This is a genomic window from Aminobacter sp. P4_H6_2, from assembly GCF_056400805.1.
Map to the genome: position 1 here is coordinate 1 of NZ_JBFUKO010000997.1, position 1,234 is coordinate 1,234.

At 58.4% G+C, this 1,234-nt stretch carries 2 protein-coding genes; one reads left to right on the forward strand and one right to left on the reverse strand.

Annotated elements, in window-relative coordinates; genetic code table 11:
- On the reverse strand, positions 1-304 hold a 304-nt coding region (locus AC1DUU_RS32410; RefSeq protein ID WP_476787385.1), incomplete at its 3' end, for an ankyrin repeat domain-containing protein.
- 262 nt (positions 305-566) lie between these two features.
- Here AC1DUU_RS32410 and AC1DUU_RS32415 point away from each other — a divergent pair.
- Positions 567-1,205 carry a tyrosine-type recombinase/integrase gene (locus AC1DUU_RS32415; protein ID WP_476787386.1) on the forward strand — a complete coding sequence of 213 codons (639 nt, stop codon included), beginning with the start codon at positions 567-569 and terminating at the stop codon, positions 1,203-1,205.
- Positions 1,206-1,234 lie beyond the last annotated feature (29 nt).

The window sequence follows — 1,234 nt, forward strand, 5'->3', positions numbered from 1 at the left end:
CAGCGTACCCACCCTTGTTGGCGGCGTAGAGTGGCGTTCTTTGCCAACTGACAGGCAGGTTAACGTCCGCCCCACGACTGATCAGAAGTTTTGCTAACTCGGAATTTCCGTTTTCGCAGGCGACATAGAGCGCCGTAACACCGTCAATTTCGTTGATAGCGGCGCCTTTGTCCAAGGCGGATGTCACCGCTGCGACATCGCCATTCCTGACAAGATCACCTAAGTTGCTCGCTTGGGCGGGCAGTGTAAGAAGCCAAAGGGCCCATGTGGCCCTTATCATCCAAACGCGCCCCCGCTTGATCATCGTAGCCTCCCTGACGAGAGTTCCATGACGGGCTTATCTTAGAACAAGGGCTTGCTGGCGACAACGCCCGCGCCGCCGGAAGAGATTTTAGATACTTGGTCAGTGACCTCTCCGGGTCGGTAGCGGCCGCGCTGATCGCTTCCCTACCAATGGCAGCTATCCCGCCGTCGGTGCCTGAAAGCCGTCCGTCTGGAATCGGCCCCGAAGCGGTGATGCTGGCGATCCGTTTTTCCTCGGCCAATCAAGGCCGAGGAGAACTCACATGGGTCACTCTCAATACGATGACGCTAGCCGTGAGCGAGCAGCTTGGAATGCAGGAAAGAAGGTAGGAACTAAGCGGCCGCTCACACAGAAACAGATCTGGGCTGTTCGCTTCTTCCTCGATCGCGAGAGACGCATTCGGGACCGCGCGCTGTTCGATCTGGCAATCGACAGCAAGCTGCGCGGCTGCGACTTGGTCAAGATCAAGATCAAGATCCGCGATCTGGTCGCAGGGGCAGAAATCCGGACCCGTGCGATTGTCGTTCAGCAAAAGACGGGGCGGCCGGTCCAGTTCGAGATCACCAGCGACGTAAGAGCCAGCCTTCTGGCTTGGCTTGAAAGGCGCGGAGGATCGGTCGACGATTATGGATTCCCGAGCCGGGTCAATCACGCCCGCCACATGAGCACGAGGCAGTACGCCCGCCTGGTTGACGAATGGGTCRCAGCGATTGGGCTGCGTCCAGAAGAGTATGGCACGCACTCGCTTCGTCGCACGAAGGCGGCGATGATCTACAAGGCGACAGGAAATCTCCGCGCCATCCAGATCCTGCTTGGCCACTCCAAGATCGAGAACACTGTCCGATATCTCGGCGTCGATGTGGAGGATGCGCTGCTCTTGGCCGAGCGAACTGAAATCTGACATTGAAGCGGTCATCCGCGATGCATGGC